Source organism: Nitrosovibrio tenuis (assembly GCF_900109785.1).
Lineage (GTDB): Bacteria > Pseudomonadota > Gammaproteobacteria > Burkholderiales > Nitrosomonadaceae > Nitrosospira > Nitrosospira tenuis_A.
This window is the reverse complement of the sequence record NZ_FOBH01000007.1, coordinates 119,077-136,230: the sequence shown is the minus strand read 5'-3', so window position 1 is coordinate 136,230 and position 17,154 is coordinate 119,077. Positions and strand designations below refer to the sequence as shown.

16 protein-coding genes and 3 tRNA genes are annotated in these 17,154 nt (G+C 53.3%); 12 read left to right on the top strand and 7 right to left on the bottom strand.

What is annotated here, in order from left to right; translation table 11 throughout:
* The first annotated feature begins 13 nt into the window (after window positions 1-13).
* Window positions 14-748 carry a DNA polymerase III subunit epsilon gene (gene dnaQ / locus BMX00_RS10130; RefSeq protein ID WP_090828901.1) on the top strand — a complete coding sequence of 245 codons (735 nt, stop codon included), beginning with the start codon at window positions 14-16 and terminating at the stop codon, window positions 746-748.
* A gap of 102 nt (window positions 749-850) precedes the next feature.
* Here the strand turns inward: dnaQ and BMX00_RS10125 are convergent, their stop codons facing one another.
* The 3 genes from BMX00_RS10125 to BMX00_RS10115 form a co-directional block, all read right to left on the bottom strand.
* Window positions 851-1,240: a LapA family protein gene (locus BMX00_RS10125; RefSeq protein WP_090828900.1), complete on the bottom strand. Its 390-nt coding sequence runs from the start codon at window positions 1,238-1,240 to the stop codon at window positions 851-853.
* Between the two features lie 67 nt (window positions 1,241-1,307).
* The gene (putA, locus tag BMX00_RS10120; protein WP_090828899.1) at window positions 1,308-4,394 is read right to left on the bottom strand and encodes a bifunctional proline dehydrogenase/L-glutamate gamma-semialdehyde dehydrogenase PutA; all 3,087 of its coding nucleotides are present in this window, start codon (window positions 4,392-4,394) and stop codon (window positions 1,308-1,310) included.
* A gap of 240 nt (window positions 4,395-4,634) precedes the next feature.
* A complete protein-coding gene (locus BMX00_RS10115; protein ID WP_090828898.1) occupies window positions 4,635-5,906 on the bottom strand; it encodes a PA0069 family radical SAM protein in 1,272 nt (423 codons plus the stop codon).
* A 228-nt stretch (window positions 5,907-6,134) separates the two neighbouring features.
* Here BMX00_RS10115 and BMX00_RS10110 point away from each other — a divergent pair, with 228 nt between their 5' ends.
* The 3 genes from BMX00_RS10110 to BMX00_RS10100 all read left to right on the top strand — a co-directional run bounded on the left by BMX00_RS10110 (window position 6,135) and on the right by BMX00_RS10100 (window position 7,568).
* Window positions 6,135-6,590 carry a hypothetical protein gene (locus BMX00_RS10110; RefSeq protein ID WP_090828897.1) on the top strand — a complete coding sequence of 152 codons (456 nt, stop codon included), beginning with the start codon at window positions 6,135-6,137 and terminating at the stop codon, window positions 6,588-6,590.
* A 16-nt stretch (window positions 6,591-6,606) separates the two neighbouring features.
* A complete protein-coding gene (locus tag BMX00_RS10105) occupies window positions 6,607-7,095 on the top strand; it encodes a DUF4385 domain-containing protein (protein ID WP_090828896.1) in 489 nt (162 codons plus the stop codon).
* A gap of 86 nt (window positions 7,096-7,181) precedes the next feature.
* Complete coding sequence (locus tag BMX00_RS10100; protein ID WP_090828895.1) at window positions 7,182-7,568, top strand: DUF488 domain-containing protein; 387 nt, start codon at window positions 7,182-7,184, stop codon at window positions 7,566-7,568.
* Window positions 7,569-7,707: 139 nt separating this feature from the next.
* On the opposite strand, the gene BMX00_RS10095 is transcribed toward BMX00_RS10100, so the two are convergent.
* Together BMX00_RS10095 and BMX00_RS10090 are read right to left on the bottom strand one after the other, a co-directional pair.
* Window positions 7,708-8,577, bottom strand: a complete 870-nt coding sequence (locus BMX00_RS10095) for a c-type cytochrome (protein WP_090828933.1) — start codon at window positions 8,575-8,577, stop codon at window positions 7,708-7,710.
* 659 nt (window positions 8,578-9,236) lie between these two features.
* A tRNA-Val gene (locus BMX00_RS10090) sits at window positions 9,237-9,311 on the bottom strand.
* 282 nt (window positions 9,312-9,593) lie between these two features.
* Between BMX00_RS10090 and BMX00_RS10085 the strand changes: the two genes are divergently transcribed.
* From BMX00_RS10085 to BMX00_RS10070, 4 genes are all read left to right on the top strand, one after another.
* A complete protein-coding gene (locus BMX00_RS10085) occupies window positions 9,594-10,451 on the top strand; it encodes a hypothetical protein (RefSeq protein ID WP_090828894.1) in 858 nt (285 codons plus the stop codon).
* Window positions 10,452-10,540: 89 nt separating this feature from the next.
* Window positions 10,541-11,950 (top strand): glutamate--tRNA ligase, encoded by a 1,410-nt coding sequence (gltX, locus tag BMX00_RS10080; RefSeq protein WP_090828893.1) that lies wholly within the window; start codon window positions 10,541-10,543, stop codon window positions 11,948-11,950.
* Between the two features lie 73 nt (window positions 11,951-12,023).
* Window positions 12,024-12,099: transfer RNA gene (locus BMX00_RS10075), tRNA-Ala, on the top strand.
* A 45-nt stretch (window positions 12,100-12,144) separates the two neighbouring features.
* Window positions 12,145-12,217, top strand: a tRNA-Glu gene (locus BMX00_RS10070).
* Here BMX00_RS10070 and BMX00_RS15130 read toward each other — a convergent pair.
* Both BMX00_RS15130 and BMX00_RS15125 read right to left on the bottom strand, forming a co-directional pair.
* Window positions 12,180-13,694: a recombinase family protein gene (locus tag BMX00_RS15130; RefSeq protein ID WP_090828932.1), complete on the bottom strand. Its 1,515-nt coding sequence runs from the start codon at window positions 13,692-13,694 to the stop codon at window positions 12,180-12,182. The genes BMX00_RS10070 and BMX00_RS15130 overlap by 38 nt on opposite strands.
* Window positions 13,695-13,784: 90 nt before the next feature.
* The gene (locus tag BMX00_RS15125; protein ID WP_090828892.1) at window positions 13,785-13,964 is read right to left on the bottom strand and encodes a helix-turn-helix domain-containing protein; all 180 of its coding nucleotides are present in this window, start codon (window positions 13,962-13,964) and stop codon (window positions 13,785-13,787) included.
* A gap of 59 nt (window positions 13,965-14,023) precedes the next feature.
* Between BMX00_RS15125 and BMX00_RS10055 the strand changes: the two genes are divergently transcribed.
* The 4 genes from BMX00_RS10055 (at window position 14,024) to BMX00_RS10035 (ending at window position 16,922) form a co-directional block, all read left to right on the top strand.
* Window positions 14,024-14,422 (top strand): phosphoadenosine phosphosulfate reductase domain-containing protein, encoded by a 399-nt coding sequence (locus tag BMX00_RS10055; RefSeq protein WP_177171834.1) that lies wholly within the window; start codon window positions 14,024-14,026, stop codon window positions 14,420-14,422.
* Window positions 14,423-14,736: 314 nt separating this feature from the next.
* Window positions 14,737-15,219 carry a hypothetical protein gene (locus tag BMX00_RS10045; protein ID WP_090828889.1) on the top strand — a complete coding sequence of 161 codons (483 nt, stop codon included), beginning with the start codon at window positions 14,737-14,739 and terminating at the stop codon, window positions 15,217-15,219.
* A gap of 37 nt (window positions 15,220-15,256) precedes the next feature.
* Window positions 15,257-16,027 carry a hypothetical protein gene (locus tag BMX00_RS10040; RefSeq protein ID WP_143053085.1) on the top strand — a complete coding sequence of 257 codons (771 nt, stop codon included), beginning with the start codon at window positions 15,257-15,259 and terminating at the stop codon, window positions 16,025-16,027.
* A gap of 64 nt (window positions 16,028-16,091) precedes the next feature.
* Entirely contained in the window at window positions 16,092-16,922 is an 831-nt protein-coding gene (locus tag BMX00_RS10035) for a hypothetical protein (RefSeq protein ID WP_218141532.1), read from the top strand.
* The last annotated feature ends 232 nt before the right edge of the window (window positions 16,923-17,154 follow it).

Genomic DNA, 17,154 nt, shown 5'->3' with positions numbered 1-17,154 from the left:
GACTGAGTACCCCATGCGCCAGATCTTTATCGACACTGAAACGACCGGACTGGAACCCAGGCTAGGCCATCGAATTATCGAAATCGCCGCGGTGGAAATGCACAGCCGCAGACTGACGGGGCGGCGCGTTCATTATTATTTGAATCCCCAGCGCGATATAGAGGAGGGTGCACTGCAAGTCCATGGACTGACCAACGAGTTTCTTCAGGATAAGCAAAAATTCCGCGATATTGTCCACGAACTGCTTGAATTCATCCGCGGCGCCGAGCTCATCATGCATAACGCCTCGTTCGACGTCGGGTTTCTCGATCATGAACTGGGCCTGGCGGAGCTTCGGCCATTGAGCGAATGTTGCCATTCAATCGTTGATACCTTGAAGATGGCCAAGGAGCTGTATCCCGGCAAAAAAAACAATCTGGACGCGCTGTGCGAACGCTATGAGGTCGATAATTCGCGGCGGGCGTTGCATGGTGCTCTGCTCGATGCCGAGTTGCTGGCCGAAGTCTACCTGGCGATGACGCGCGGGCAGGATAGCCTGCTGATGGACCTTGAGGCGCCGTCCGAGCTTGACATTGCCATCAACCTGCACGATCTGCAATTGATCGTTTTGGTTGCCAGCCCGGAAGAACTGGAAGCGCACGCGCAGCAATTGGATAGCATCGAGCGCGAGAGCAAGGGCAAGTGTTTGTGGAAAAAGCTGGAAGCCGGCGAGATTGCGGGCATGGTTGTACAACCACAGCCAGGATGAGGCAGAGATTTACTTCATAGAGTGGCCCAAAGGGGGGAGAATGGGGCGAATGGCTATGCCGCATACATACGAAGAGGTGTACATACAAAGTAGAAGAAGGGCTTATTCCTTCGTATTTTCGGCTTTGCCGCCGATGAGTATCGACTTCAACCCCAGATAACGCGGGGGCTCTTCCGGAACGGGCGCTGGGCTTACCCTTTTCAGCTCTTCTTCAAGCTGGACAACACGCTGCTCCAACATGGCCTTATCATCCTGCAACTGGTTGACCTGGCGGCGGAGGCGCGAGCCTGCCCACACATTCTTGATCATGCTTGGCCATGACAGCGATACGGCAATCATTGCACCTATGCCCAGTGCGAGCAACAGCACCATAGCCAGTGAGCTATCGAAGCTCCATATCCCCAGAGCTACTGTTACCGGGGCATTGTTCTGCAGAGCAAACGCCACGGCTGCGATGGCGACAACAATGCCAAGTATCAACAAAAGCTGCATGATTGCCTCCTGCTGCTAATTTTCGCTAAAGGTATTCCCATTTCTATTCCTGCTACCAGTATATGATTTATTCCGCCACCGCATTTAAAAGGGCAACATTACCCCCGGTGACGGTGGTATTGACCGTCACCGTCTTTTCGTTCGCGAAGCGGGGCAGGTAATAGGGTCCTCCGGCTTTCGGCCCCGTGCCCGATAAGCCACGGCCTCCGAACGGCTGGACGCCGACAACCGCGCCGATCATGCTGCGGTTGATATAGACATTCCCGGCTTCTATCTGCCGCGCGGTTTCAGCGGTTACGTGCTGCAGGCGGCTGTGCATTCCGAACGTCAGGCCGTATTCGGTTGCGTTGATATCCTGGATGATCCTTGTGCGATTTTTGGCTGCATAACGGATGACGTGCAGGATGGGTCCGAATACCTCGCCGGGCAGGCGGGAAATGCTGTCGATCTCATAGGCGACTGGTGCGAGATACCATCCAGCCAACCCTTCTGGCAGAGGAGCTTCCCCGATCAGCTTGCCAAAACTCCGCAGCTTCTCCACATGGCCGGTAAGTGATTTGAGCGCGTCGGCGTCGATGACCGGACCTACGTCGGTTGAAACCAAGCGCGGATCACCGATGCGCAACTCCTGCAGTGCGCCTCGCAGCAATCTGATGATCTCACCGGCAATTTCATCCTGCACACAAAGCACCCGCAAGGCCGAACAGCGCTGTCCCGCGGAGCCGAACGCACTGAGCACCACGTCGTCTATGACCTGTTCAGGCAGGGCGGTCGAATCCACTAGCATCGCGTTTTGGCCGCCTGTTTCGGCAATGAAGGGCACAATGGGTCCGTCCTTAGCAGCAAGAGTCCGATTGATGAGGCGAGCCACCTCGACCGATCCGGTAAACGCCACACCATCCACAGCTGCATGTGCGACCAGAGCCGCGCCGATCCGCCCGTCTCCCGGCAGCAGAGTGATAGTGCCAGGCGGAACACCGGCATCGAGCAGCAGGCGCACCGCTTCGAACGCAATCACGGGCGTCTGTTCCGCGGGTTTCGCAATGACACTGTTGCCAGCCATCAGAGCACCCGCGATCTGGCCCATGAAAATAGCCAGCGGGAAATTCCACGGGCTGATGCATACAAATACGCCGCGAGCATCCAGGACTAGGCGATTTTCCTCTCCTGTTGGGCCGGGCAGCGTTATTCCGGTTTCTGCGAACAGGCGCTCGCCTTCCGCAGCATAATAGCGGCAGAAATCGGCGGCTTCGCGTACTTCGCTGACAGAATCGAGGATGGTCTTTCCACCTTCATGCTGCAACAATCCCACCAGTTTTGGCGCATTGAGTTCAATCAGATCCGCAGCGCGGCGCAGTGTTTCGGCGCGCTGCACAGCAGGGGTTTTGGACCAGTCTTTGGAACTTTGGCGGGCCGCCGCGAACGCCGCCTCAACATGGTCCGCGGTGGTGTCCCAGACATCGGCGATGATTTCACCGGTATTGGCCGGGCTCACATGGGGATGATGCGGTCGGTCGCTGTTGCTTTTGCTTGATCCACTTTTAATTGGCCCGCTTTTGATCTCCCAGTTACCATTGATGATGGGCGTGACCGCTACGCCGCGCCATGCCTGGGAAGGCGGAATCTGCTTCAGAAACGCGATTCTCACCATTTCGGCGGACAGATCCATTCCGGCTGAATTTTTGCGCCCCGGTCCGTATAAATCCCGTGGCAATGGAATCCGGGGATGACGTTTGGGATGTGCTTCAGCAGCTTTTTCAACCGGATCCTTGAGAGCCGCGCCATTACCGGTCCCCCGGATCTGTTGGACAAAAGACGTGTTCGCGCCGTTTTCCACCAGCCGCCGGATCAGATAGGGCAGCAGATCTTCATGGCTGCCCACGGGCGCATAAATAGTGACGGGAACCGGATATTCGGCCAATACCACGTCATACAGCGCTCCACCCATGCCGTAGAGCCGCTGGAATTCGAATCCCCCCGAGTTGCCTGCCATGTCCAGAACTGCCGCAACCGTATGGGCATTATGGGTGCCGAACATTGGATAGATACGTTCGCGCAGCGCCAGAAGTTTCTGAACGCCTACCAAATAGCACAGGTCTGTATTGGCTTTACGCGTAAAGACGGGATAATCGGGCAGCCCCGCAACCTGGGCATGCTTGATTTCGGTATCCCAATAAGCACCTTTTACCAGACGAACCTGGATCTTTCGCGCCCCTTCGGCAGCCAGATCGCTAATCGCATCGATCAGCCGGAAGCACCGTTTATCGTAGGCCTGTATGGCAAGCCCGAACCCATCCCAACCGCGCAGACCCGGCAATTTGGCAACCGCGGAAATAATCTCCCATGACATTTCCAGCCGGTCCGCTTCTTCGGCGTCAACGGTGAGGGATATATTGCTTTCTGCAGCCCTTCGGCAAAGCTGGCTCAACCGGTCAATGATTTCCGGAACGCATCGATCTTTCTGGGTCCAGCCATAGCGTGGATGAAGCGCCGACAGCTTGACCGACATCCCGGGTTTCTGCCTCGAACTTTCCGCTTTGCCGATGATATCGGCCGCCATCGCATAGGTTTCGAAATACCGGTCCGCATCCGCAGCAGTGCGGGCGCCTTCCCCCAGCATGTCGTAGGACATGCGGTATCCCTGGTCCTCCAGCTTTTTCGCAGCAGAAAGGGCGGCAGCGATATTTTCGCCTACCACGAATTGCCGTCCGATCCGCCTTATCGCTTCTTCTACGGTTTTGCGAATAAAGGGGCGCTCGAGATCGCTCAAAAAAGACCCCAGCGCTTTCCCGGCCAGATTCATGCCGATACCCGCCAGCTTCATTACGCCTCTGCCTCTCCGAGACGTTTTCCATATCCCTGCTGCCATTTTTTCTGCAATCAGGACATCGGCTGTGGCAGCGTCGGGAATCCGCAGCAAGGCCTCGGCCAGCGTCAGCAGCGCGAGCCCTTCCGGACTGTCCAGCGGATAATGTTCGAGGACGGTTTCCATCTCGCTCAGGTCCCTCTTGCGGTCGCGAATGCGGCGAATGAACCCTTCGGCCTGAAGCCCTACCCGGCGGCGACGGTCGCTATCCCATTCAAGGGCGGAAAGCAGGGCGTCAACACAGGTGGTTTCATCGCTGAGATGGGCAATCGCAAAAGGCGGATGCATGGGGTTTAAGATGGCATTCTTTGCGAAGAAAGAAACTGATCCATGGACAGGTGTCCTCCATTCTGAATATCCCGGAACTGAGCGTATCGGGGATCTGACTGTTTAGTAGGATGGGTAAAGTGTAGCGTAACCCATCAAATTCGCATGCAATACGGCACATCAGGTCCGTGGATCAGACTGAAAGCGGTTGGAATAATGGACACCGTCGCTGACATGGCGAGAAGGGACGTAATGGTTCAATTAAAACAGTTCGAACTGGCCGCCTGGATTATCCCTTCCCGCCTTTACCTTCAAATCCTTCGTCTTTGGGGCCTCGTTGCCGCCCCTCGCCATGGACCCATCGCTCGAAGCAACGGCTGAAGCAACTGAGGGCGGACGAAAACGCGAAACATCCAGCCCTTTGAAGCGGCCTGAGCGGATACCTATGCCCAGGCGCAAAACGGCTTTCTCGAAACGCTGGCGAATCAGGTCTGCCCATATGCCTTCCCCGTGCATGCGCTTGCCAAAAGTGGAGTCGTAGTCCTTACCACCGCGCATGTCCTGCACCCTGCTCATCACCCGCGCGGCCCGGTCTGGAAAATGCGCTTCCAGCCATTGCCGGAAGAGCGGGCTAACCTCCCACGGCAGACGCAGCACCACATACCCGGCATTGATAGCCCCGGCTTCAGCGGCTGCCTCCAGTATGTGCTCCAGGTCGGAGTCAGTCACGAACGGAATGACTGGCGCAACGCTTACGCCTACCGGAATCCCGGCATCTGTCAATGTCCGGATCGTGCGCAGGCGGCGGGCCGGAGCCGTCGCGCGCGGTTCCAGGGTGCGCGCCACTGCCGGGTCGAGTGTGGTGATTGTTACGGCCGCCATCGCCTGGTGTCTGGATGCCATCTCCGCCAACAGATCGATGTCGCGTTCGATCAGCGAGGATTTGGTGATCAGCGCGACGGGGTGTTCGCATTCGCGGAGCACTTCCAGCACGCGCCGCGTCAGCCGCAGCTCGCGCTCGCAAGGTTGGTAGGCATCTGTGTTGACGCCGAGCGCGAGCGGTTCCGGCGTATAAGAAGCTTTTGCCAGTTCGCGCCTCAATAACTCAGGGGCGTTGACCTTGGCAAAAATTTTACTCTCGAAATCCAGCCCCGGCGACAGGCCAAGGTAGCTGTGCGTGGGACGCGCAAAACAATAAATGCAACCGTGTTCACAGCCGCGATAAGGATTGAGGGAGACGCTGAATGGCACATCGGGCGACTGGTTGCGGCTCAGAATGGTCTTGGCCTGCTCCTCGATGATCTGCGTCTTCCATGCCTTTCCATGGTCGGATTCAGCATCGGTATCAATCCGGGAATCAGCTTCAGTCGCAGCATCGCCCGGATTCCTGTTCCAGCCATCGTCGATCTCTTCCCGTATCAATATCTCATGACGGCCTTGCAGATTCGACACCGCCCCGCGTCCTTTTCTCGCTTTTAAAGGTCTATGGACAAATGGCAATTCAGCTTCAGCGTAGGGATCGGGATCTGGCATGGCTTACTCGGATATACTACAAATAGGGAAATCAATACTACCTGATTAAGGTTAGCATGGAGATTGCAGAAACGGAATTCGGACCAATGAGCCACCTGACTCCTGTTTCGAATGGGGGTACTCTATTTGGTTCACCACAAATGATTTTGTTCATACATCCGCCGGGCGGGTGAGGTTAGCGTAGCGCAACCATAGGACTCATCGCGGCTATATATGAAAGGGAGAGTCATGAAGGCTGTCATTTTTATCTTTGTTCTGTTCAGCCTGCCGGGCCTGGTCCTGGCGCAAGCTCCTCCCAACTCCTATCCAAAAATCCCGTATCCGCCGCCAGATCCTCGCGTGATCCAATTGGAAATAACATTGAACCAGCTGAACCAGGCGCAGCAGTCAGTTTACCAACAATTTCAGATGGTGCAGGAGCTGCGCCGCAACGAGACGCAGGGAAATTTGCCGCAGGCCGTGCTTAACCCCTACCCAGCTCAAGCGCCGTATTCCATGGGGGGTATGACCAGCAATCCGCCGTTAAACTACGACGACCTCGTCAGGTTGCAACGGGAGCAGCAGGAACGTGTCCAGCAATATACCCGCAACCTCAACGAGCTTTACGCGCGCTATTCCGAATTGGAGGAACAGAAGAGAGCTGTTCTCAGTCAGCTCATGGAACTGACAAAAGGGCAACAGTGAGGGTAAGGCGCTGGTTGTGGAAAAAAAGCGAGAGCCCTCTTATCTGACTTTCGACAAAGATAGTTATGCCTGGAAACCTGACATCGACTATCACAAGGAGCAGGAAAAATATCGCGTCGGTAAAGGCGAGCAGGGCGTACTGATCTGCGAACCCTATAAAAGCAAATTGGCGCCACACTGGCGTTTTAAAACGCCAGACATGGCACGGAACAGCAGCGCTGTTCTTTACAGTATGTTTGAAGCTTATTTGAAAGCAGGAGATTTTGTTGGCGCTGACATGGCGCGCAAATTCCTGCAGATGGGCTACACCCGCGCACGGAGATATGCGAATTACAAGGCGGGTATAAAATATGATAGAAACAATGACTATGCTCTGAAAGAAAAAGGCACCGGTGACCCATCAAAGGCGGAAAGTGCTGCGATTTTTTATGAGAAGTGGAAGCAGGCAGAAGCTCATCCGGAATATGCCATTCGGAGAAAAGCCTGGCGCGAACAATACGGTTAGACATTCGCCTTATATTGCCAGTCTGGCCACTTGCACCTCAACGATATTGCCAGCAGCCACAGCTTTTTTTATAAAGAAGCCTGATTGTGAGTACAACGATTAAAGCCGCTAACGTCAAATTGAAGCGTGCGTATGATCCGCCTGAGTCCGCCGATGGCGTCAGGATATTGGTTGACAGGTTATGGCCACGCGGAGTTAAAAAGGACAATGCGGCGATCGACCAATGGATGAAAGAGGTAGCACCGAGTGCCGATTTACGAAAGTGGTTTGGCCATGACCCCGAGCGCTGGGACGAATTTTATGAACGCTATGCCAAAGAGGTAAGTCAGCAGCCGGACCAACTCCAGAAATTGCGCGAATTGGCGCGCAAAGGTCCGATCACCCTCGTGTATTCAGCGCATGATGAAGCGCACAATAATGCGATCGCGCTCAAAGACATGATTCTGGGAAGGGGGAAAGCTCGACAATCGTGATCGAATATCAGTTACGGTAAAATTCGGTCGGTTTTAATGCTTAGCCTTTACTTGCACTGTCACATCCCTCAGACGGGGGGGTGCTCGATCGCCGGGGTAGATTAACCCTGCCTCGGCATATCCCAAGCCATTTTTTTGCCTATTGCTTTGCTGGCGCCCGCTTTCCCATACTCATCACCTTGAGATAAACAATAATCTCATCCGCGACTTTATCCCGATCAGGAATCTCTTGCCCGAGCGCGGGCATGGCAGTGTTGTACCGAATGCTTTGGGGATGCTCAATCCAGCGTTTCAGGTATTCGGGTTTGATGTATTCGACCACGCTTGCCGGGTAATTAAGTTCCGGCGCCTTGCCGCCGCCTTCGCCGTTGATGGTGTGGCAAGATATGCAATATTTGTGAAAGTGTGCGAACCCGCGCTGAACCCGCGCCGATGATCCTGGCGGCGGCAAAGTATTGGGATAAGGCGTTTCCAAACTCAGAGCGATAGTCTTGATCTGGTAGGGCATATCCGACGCGCCCGATTCAAGCAGCGCTTTTGAACGAAGATTATCCCAGATCAGGTAGAGCGGCCCAAGCGAAACGTTCTCGTTGTTCTGGAGCGTATTGACCATTGTGAACGGCCCGCCCTCGTCATGCGCGAAAGCGAGATACGCGTCATGGGAAAGAAACTTTGCAGCGGGAATGCTGGGCTGATATCCGTCGATGGAGGTAAATATGATCTCCTGCGCTTTTTCCCAATTTTTGCCAAATATTTTGTCAAAAACAGGCCGAGCCGCGATGGCGCGATAAACGCGTTCTTTGTTTTCATGTGCCTCAAAAACCTTTACTGAGACGACTGGCGCGATTGCGCGAAGTTCTTCCAGGGAGAGGCTCTTAACGGTTCTGCCATCGGCTTTAAATTCGATATCGCTTGCGCCTTGGGCTAATGCGGGTCCAAGCGGGAATGCATAGGCAAACATGCCGCTGAGCATGAGAACAGGATATTGCAGAACTCTATAGATGTTCATATTCTGGATATTATTTGTAATGTTACCAACTTTCAATTCCTTCCTCATTTTGAGCATTTCTTCCTCTGCGCGTTTCTGTTTGCTGATGTCGGTATGCGAACAATGCAGCCTAACGAATCGAGTCATTGGCTCGCCCAGAGCAGTAACAGGGGAGCGAAAACCAGCCCCCCAACGGTATCGCCGAGCCACCAGCCGAACTAGCTTGAAGAACCGAGCCGGGCGCCAATTTTTCGCCAACGTAAAGTGAAGTGACGCCGCCTGTCATCGTACCCGCATCGAACCCGAGGCAATGAGCATGAAGGTGGTTACATCACGGCTCCGCAAGAAGCTCGCCTGAAAATACGTAAATCGTTTTAGCAGAAATAACGCCACAAACTGGAGCAAGCGTATTGCCTATCCCCATGGGCAGAACAAGCTGAATCGAGAGGTCTCCCGGGTCAGATTTACTATGAAGCAGGGCAAAGAAACACGAATAAATCACGCTGCAATTATCATAGGCATGCATTGAGATTTGGAGGGTCGATTTCCGCCCTGGCCGGTTGCTTCATATGGCTTGGGTAGCGATTCAGAAACGAGTGGCTCGGCGTGAAGCCGCGCTTCCGCGAATGCCAAGAGAAAAGAAGGCGGGTTTTTCGGTCCTGGTGGACGCTCTGGAATATTGGTGGGCGGTACTGGAATCGAACCAGTGACTTCCACCGTGTGAAGGTGGCACTCTACCGCTGAGTTAACCGCCCGCTACGCTACCAGATGGGTAACTGCCGAGGGAGCGCAATTAGAGCATGAATCCGTGTTTTCGGTCAACGCATGCGTAGCTCACAGGGAGCGAGCTGTTTGAGGTAGTCGAACCCACCTATAACGGATATTGTCTGCCGGCAGAATGGTTGCGGCAATATGATGGCCATGAGGTATTACCAAGGATCTCAAGCACAGCGGAGACCAGAACTTTTCCGTTCGAAGCATAATAGCGAACTGCCTGAATATTAGCTAACTCCGGAACAACTGGCCTCGAACATGACATGCTCGCAAACAGCACCAAACTGACGATTTTTACGTTGGCGAGCGGCCGTTCCGGCACAAGTTACCTGGCTGATTTTTTTGTCAAGAACGTGCAACAGTGTTATAGCACGCACGAACCCTATTTCGTTCCTGGAAATCCTGTCCTATTCGGCAAGCCCATAGACTGGAATACACGTCAGAACGACAAGGCATTATTGCCGGTGCTGGAGCGAAAATGCCGTTTTATCGCCAACTGTAAAGCGCCAGTTTACTTCGAATCGAATCATGCATTTCTCAAATCATTCAATCGTCATGCCGGGGTATTGCTGAATAATGCCGGCTTTATTCACCTTGTACGTCACCCCGCCAAGGTAGCCAAAAGTGAACTGCTGCGTGAGCGGTTGATACGCAAGATCCACCTGCCGTTTGCGAATTACACGGGTGACACCGGGGAGCGTTATTTTCGCTGGGCATTAACCGGCAACGAAGAGATCTTTCGGTATTATGCCGGGCACACCTTAAGCCGATTCCAATTTTATCTGCTGCAATGGATAGAAATTGAATATCGGGCAATGCGACTGATTCAGCAGAACCGGTGGCAAGATCGTGTGTTTTTTATAGATGTGGATACGCAATTAAAAGAGGAAGCAGTATTAAGACAATTGCTCGATTTTTTTAATTTACGCCATAAGCCCCGTTTCAGCATGGATTTACACAGAAACACAACCCCATTTATGGGTCCAACGGTGATTACGCCCCAGGATGAGCTGGAGGTTCGATGGATATTTCAAAATCTGCCCGTAGCTTATAAGGTGATGTTAAAAGGTGAACCCTATTCAACATGCTTGGGCTGGGAAGGCTATCGCCAAGCCATGTAGTCGAACAGATGAGTCAGCATCATTTGGCAGCCTCGCGTAAAATAGCCGTTCTTTTCTAACGCATCCCCTTCAAAAACTTGTTCCTCACCATGGTACGCACCCGTTTTGCTCCAAGTCCCACCGGTTATCTTCATATTGGTGGGGCGCGCACCGCACTGTTTTCCTGGGCCTTTGCCCGCAGGCATGGCGGCAAGTTTGTTTTGCGAATAGAGGATACCGATCTCGAACGCTCCACCGCGCAATCCACCCAGGCAATTCTGGACGGGATGGCCTGGCTGGGGCTCGATTACGACGAGGGGCCGTTTTACCAGATGCAGCGGCTGGAGCGTTATCATGAGGTTGCGGAGCAGTTGCTGCGCTCGGGTGATGCATATTACTGCTATTGCACCAAGGAAGAGCTGGATGCAATGCGCGAGCAGCAACGCGCCGCCGGGCTCAAGCCCAGGTACGACGGGCGCTGGCGTGATTTTAAGGAAACGCCGCCCCCAGGGGTAAAGCCCGTGGTGCGCCTCAAAAATCCCCAGGAGGGCGTTGTTGCCTTCAACGATCTGGTCAAGGGCGAGATAGCCGTTGCCAACACCGAGCTGGACGACCTCGTGCTGCTGCGAGGCGACGGCGTACCGACCTACAATTTTGGCGTGGTGATCGACGACCTGGACATGAACATTACACATGTGATTCGCGGCGATGATCACGTCAACAACACCCCGCGCCAGATCAACATCCTGAAGGCGCTGGGCGCGCCATTGCCGCAGTATGCGCACGTGCCGATGATCCTCGGCGCGGATGGCGAGCGGCTATCCAAGCGCCATGGGGCGGTTTCGGTGATGCAGTACCGCGAAGATGGCTACCTGCCCGAGGCGCTGATAAATTATCTGGCGCGACTGGGCTGGTCGCATGGCGATGAAGAAATTTTCAGCCGGGAGCAACTGGTCGAGTGGTTCGACCTTTCAGCCATTAACCGTTCGCCGGCCAAATTCAATCCCGAAAAACTCCAATGGCTCAATCAGCAGTATCTGAAAAATGCCGACGACGGGCGGCTGGCAGCGCTGGCGCGGCCGTTTCTTGAGGCGGATGGTTGCGACCCCGCCGCCGCCCCGGGTCTGCCGGATTTAACCAGCGTGACAAATCTGCTCAAGGAGCGCGTCAATACAGTGGCTGAGCTGGCCGATGCGGCGGTATATTTCTATCGCTCGCTGGATCCTTCCCCCGAGCTCAAGGCGCAGCATTTCACAGCCGAGGCGAAGGGTGCCATTTTCGACCTTCGGCAGCAGCTTGCGGAGGTTGAATGGGAGAGCCACGCCATCCATGAAGCCATCAAAAATTGCGCCAAGGAACACGGAATCAAGCTGCCCAAGGTGGCAATGCCGCTACGGGTAATGATAACGGGTGAAACCCAGACTCCCTCGATCAACGCGGTGCTGGAACTGCTAGGCCGGGAGGAAACCCTCAAACGCATGGATCAACAGCTGGAAAACTTCCCAAACGGAGCCGAGTAGGGCCTTAATACCGTCGTGCTGCTTTACATTGACTGCAACAGGACGGCTCAGTATAATTCGCGTTCATTTTGCCGGGGGTATAGCTCAGCTGGGAGAGCGCTTGCATGGCATGCAAGAGGTCAGCGGTTCGATCCCGCTTACCTCCACCAGTAATCTGCTAAGAAACAGACTGAAGACCGGTCAAAAGCCCCTCAGTCCCCATCGTCTAGTGGCCTAGGACATCACCCTTTCACGGTGAGTACAGGGGTTCGAATCCCCTTGGGGACGCCCTGAAATCCCCAGTTGATAGCCTGATTTTGTAATGAATACAACAGGCTAGACTAGAAGCGTCCAAAGTAATGTGGTCTATAAGGCCGCGCAGAAAGTCTTTTAGCGACTCGCGGTCGAGATCAGGCAGGCTAGTTGCCATTGTCTCAAGCATTGCTTTCACGTCTGCTTCGGTAATTTGCAGCATTGCCTTGGACTGCTTGCGAGCCGTTTCAATTTGAGAGAGCTGTTCAATCAGCGATGCTTTATTACTCTCAAACTCTTCAATTTTTTTAAGTAGCGTATCTACTGCCGTTGTCTCGGATAATAAATTCGACAATCGATTTATTTTGGCGTCCAGCCTTTTTATTTCGTTCCTGATCGATGCGCCCTCTGCGTCATCGTCGGTCAGTTTTACAGACTTGTGCGCGGACTCGGTAAGCGACTTGATGAATGCTGGTGATTGCAAGTCTGAGGCAACTTGAGTGATCACAGTGGAGTCTACCCGCTCTGCTTTGATGTTCTTCTTCCCGGCCCGATAAAGATCGCCGTTGCCGTGCCAAGCAACGCCATCAGGAGTAACGAGGATACCCGTTAGCAGGTGAACTGCCTTCGTGCGGTTGTTCTTCAGTCTGCCTCGGTTTAGCTGAGCTAATATTTCCTCTGCTTCAGCATCGGTAATCAGAGCCGGATGAGTATCGCGTTGAATCACCCATTCTTCCCTGGGCCTGCGCTTGACCCCGCCGACATAACCCTCCTTCGTCGTTTCGTTGTGTACGTTCCAGACAGTATGCCCGGCATAGGTCAGGGCATTCCATTCAACCCCGTTCATAGTGTTACGAGAGAGCTCTAACCCAAGACTTACAATTAACTTTGTTCCGCTTTGGCCGGTTGCGCGACCTTTCAGATAGGCGGCTATTTTGGGCGCCATTTCTGAGGGCGCAAGTTTTGACTTGGTGACAGGTGAACCGTCCCGAATTGCTCCGGTTGCGATTGTCTCGAGCCTGTACCCTACTGGGGCCCGGCCTCCCGCTCTGAATCCCTGGCGCACGTTCTCAGCCATTCCCGCCAGCCCTTTTTCTTTGGACATGAAGCTATGAACCTCGTCCATTGCGTGAAGAACGGCGGGCAGGATGATTCCGGTTACACCGTCAAGCTCAGGGGTTTTTGAGAAAAGTATTGTTACGCCACGCTTGGCGCAATCGTGCTTGAATGTGTGGGCGATGTATTGATTTCTGGAAAGGCGGGAAGTATCGAGCATGATCACTACAGACCACGCCCGATCCTTATTCTTTATTTCGCGGATAAGCTGCTGGAAACCGGGGCGGTTGTCATCTTTTCCGCTTTCGACGGCATCAACAAATTCAGCGACGGTCAGATAACTGCGTGACTTCGCTAGTTGCTGGAGCTCCCGACGCTGCGCGTCTATCGAAATGTCGCTGCGATCTTTCGAGCTCCGAAGGTAAAACGCGCACCTTATTGCGCTCAGCTTTGTCATGAATGAATTTAAGTAGCAAAGGAACCGCAAGCTCTGCGGCAAGTTGAACGTCTGGCGTTCCAACGCTGGTTATTGTCAAGCAAGAAGACTTCATCCGTCAACCATCCCCGCCAATCTCAAAAGCTCCGCCCCTTGCGAATACAGCGGCTCGAACTCCCCTGATTGCCACCTGTAAAGGGTATTCCTAGACACACCTATCTTATCCGCGATGGTCTTCCTCGGCCACTTGCGCTCGTGTCGAGCAAAACAAGCGCGAAGGGATACCGGCAGATGTTGTGCCTGTAGACTGGACGCGCATAGGTCAGATGGTAGCCGGCAGGAAACCGGTCATGATACAAAATTACCTAAGCTGTTGCTGGGAAAATATCAGTTTGCCATTGCTCGCTAAAGCAAAGGAAATTGGCGCAACCGAGATAGTTTACGGTCAGCGCAATGATGAAAATCATAAGTCCACTTCCCGGAATGGGGATGTAATCGAGGGAATGATACGGCTTCAACCCATTGAGGATTGGACGAGCGACCAGGTGATGGCCTATCTAGCAACGAGAATGGAAATCCCGGCGCACTACTCAATCAAGCACTCATCGCTGGATTGCTACGACTGCACCGCTTACCGGAAAGATTCTCGCGACAGGGTTGAATTTACAAGAGCAAGACATCCAGAAATGTATAAGGAGTATCTAGATAGAATCAACCTTTTGAATCAGGCTCTGATAGAATCAAACTGAACAGGAGGATACGATTATGCGGCTTTTGATGGTTTGCTTGATTGCTGGAGTGATTTTATCTGGCTGTGCGGCCAAGGTCATAAGTTCCAACTCAAGAACTGTAGTGGTGGAGTCCCAAGGTATGGACTCCGCGGAATCGCAATTGCTTGCCGATAAAGAATGCGCAAAGCATCAGAGATATGCCAGAGTGACGGCTCGTCCCACATACTGGCTACGTGAATATGTTTTTGATTGCGTGCAGTAGAGCTTTATATTGCAGACGAGCCGCCTTCGGGCGGCTTTTTCATTTATAGAGAAGTAGATAGGAGGCAACGATGGCTAGTGGATTAGCGGCAGGACTGGCGGATGGTATTCAAAATGGTATCCAATTCGGTTTGCAAAATCAATATTACAACAACCGCAATGAACACTGGGAGAATATGGATGCTCTCCGCCAGCAGCAAGCCGATGCGAAAGCCGCTGCCAAGGGTGAAAAAGGTCCAGACCGGGAAGGGTTCATTAGCTCTTTGATCCCCGTTTTTAAGGGCGAAAGCATCAAGCCGACCAGTGCCGCGCCGCAACAGCGACTTGTAATGGAGAACCCTTGCGGATTGGCGTCGTTCAAACAAGCGAACGGCATGATCCCTGATGCGGCATTTTCTGGGAGCGCGCCAGCCGCTTATCAAGCGGGTAGCCTTGCCAGCCTTCCAGCAGCTCAAAAACAAGCGGAGCCAGCTCAACCGGACGGAGATTTCAATCCAATACATGAAATCGTGAAACAGGTCGGTTTTCGGCGATCTGGCAAACCAACCGGCTAAGCTCAATGCCATCCGTGCCGCGGCTGCAATGCATGGCATGGATAAGGAGATCAGTCCGTGGCTAGACTCTCTGGTAGCAGCAAAAAAAGGCGGTATTTTCGATGCCGCGATGGACCTAAAGCGCGGGAATATAGACGGGGCCATGGATAACCTGAAGCGCGGCGGGATTCAGTTGGAAGATCGTCCAGTCAAGGTTAACCCGGATGATCCAAATGATGGCAAATGGAAGGTAAATATTTCCGGAACCGGAGAGCAGACAATCGACCTGGATCATTGGGCGACATCCACCCTTGATCCTGAGAAATATGCAAAGTATCTGCTTGATAAGCAGGACACAGCGACTAAAGGACGAGTTGCCGATGCGCAGATCGGAAATTACAACGCAAGCGCTGAGAAAAATACGGCGATGGCAAAGGCGTATGGTAGCGGCGGACTTGCGGCCGGTCGGCGCGCCGGTGGAGCGGGCGCTCTCGGGCCGACAGTCCGCAAAACGCTTGAAACGGATCAAGGATTTGTCGCTGTCATGTCCGATGGTACTCGGCGCATTCTGGCAGATGATGCTGGCAAGCCTCTGTATGGCACATCAGGGCAGAAGACAGCCGCCGGCCTGATCGGGAAAACGCTTAATCAGTATGGAGATAACGGGGATATAGCGGGCAAGGTCAACTCCCTTGCCGGGCAGCTTCAAGGCGGAAGGCCGCAGGCGCCCGCGCGGATCAATGCGCTTCCCGATGGAGCAAAGCAGATCGGCACATCTAAGGGCAAGCCGGTTTACGAGGTCAACGGGCGGAAGTTTATTGCAGAGTAATAGAACGAGCAAACATCCTCTTTTTAAAGTTTAGAACGAGCGATGATCAAGTATAATTCTTCCCATGACAACCTTTGAAATGCAGAAGTTTGAGGACGCAGCAAAAGAAAATGGCGTGCGCTATTGGGATGCGCACGAGTTCATGTCTACCCTTGGTTACGAGACGTGGACCGCCTTTAACAAAGTCATCATTAAAGCTATCGCATCGTGTGCGCAATTAGGAATCAGTATTCATGATGTGTTTATTCCCGTACAGATAATTGAAGGGAAGGGGGTAATCAATAGCTATAAACTGACCAGGTTCGCATGTTTTTTGGTCTCACTGCATGCCGATGCGAAAAAACCACAAGTAGCACAGGCTAAAGTAGTTCTTGCCGCGTTGGCCGATGAGCTGATTCAGGAACGGATACAGGAAGGTTCGCTAGAACGAATCGAAATTCGTGAAGAGCTGAAGGCCGGTGAAACGATAATGGCTGGTGCGGCAAAAGCGGCAGGGCTTGAGGTACATCAATACGGTGTTTTTAAAAATGCCGGTTTCATGGGCATGTATAACATGTCCTTAAAGCAGCTGATCCAATACAAGGGCGCGCCGGCGGACAAGACATTATACGATTACATGGGCAAAACCGAGTTGGCAGCCAACCTCTTCCGGGTAACACAAACTGAAGAGAGGTTAAAGCGTACGCAGCCGCGAGGATTGAATCAAGCTTCACAGACTGCGCAGGATGTTGGGCGCGAGGTTCGGGATGTGATGATGAGGTCGAGTGGGGAGAAGCCAGAAAATCTGCCCATAGAAGAACATATCGGGGACGTAAAGAAGAGGCTCAAGTCAGCCAACAAGGAAATGAGAAAGATTGATGGGAAGAAGAAAAAGCAACTTCCCAAGCCTTCATAACCCGCTTCGGCGGGTTTTGTTTTTTGTGCATTCAAAAAAAAGACTTGTTGACGCGGATGAGATTCTGATTTAGGCTTACTTCACCTCTGCAAATTCAGAGGCCGAGTTTGACAGCTCGGAAGACTGGCGGACAACCGCCCTCAAGCGGTTTTTTTACGTCCGTAACATGGTGGTCACCTTTATGGGTGGCTCGTGTGGGAGGGAGAAATCCCTGCCGGCCCAGTCCCGGTCT